General features: G+C 47.2%; 2 pseudogenes. One reads left to right on the top strand and one right to left on the bottom strand.

The features are described from left to right. Positions 1 to 135 (top strand): annotated as a pseudogene (locus FD20_RS13495) (transposase); the annotation flags it as partial. 63 nt (positions 136 to 198) lie between these two features. Here the strand turns inward: FD20_RS13495 and FD20_RS12785 are convergent. After that, positions 199 to 309 (bottom strand): annotated as a pseudogene (locus tag FD20_RS12785) (IS6 family transposase); the annotation flags it as partial.

Raw genomic sequence — 309 nt, 5'->3', positions numbered from 1 at the left:
ATTGCGATTAACCAGCTGCTTCAAACCGAATTGGCAGAGTTTTTGGGTTACGAACGCGACTCATACGCTGGGATTAACACTGGTAATAACCGCAACGGCAGTTATGAGCGCTCGTTTGATACAAAGTACGGCCAACGGCTCTGGTGCAAATAGTCTGAGAGTGTGCCTTTTACCTAGTTATTGATAGGGTGTTGTAGGTTATGCTGGCACCATCGCTTTTAATTCGTCCACAGCTGAAAACCCGATGAGGCTTAGCTCTCGTCGGGTTTTCTTGCGTAATGCATGGATGACTTCAATGCCGCTGAGTGT

It is taken from the genome of Liquorilactobacillus uvarum DSM 19971 (assembly GCF_001434935.1).
GTDB lineage: Bacteria > Bacillota > Bacilli > Lactobacillales > Lactobacillaceae > Liquorilactobacillus > Liquorilactobacillus uvarum.
Note: the sequence above shows the minus strand (reverse complement) of the source record. Positions and strands in the feature narration are given on the sequence as shown.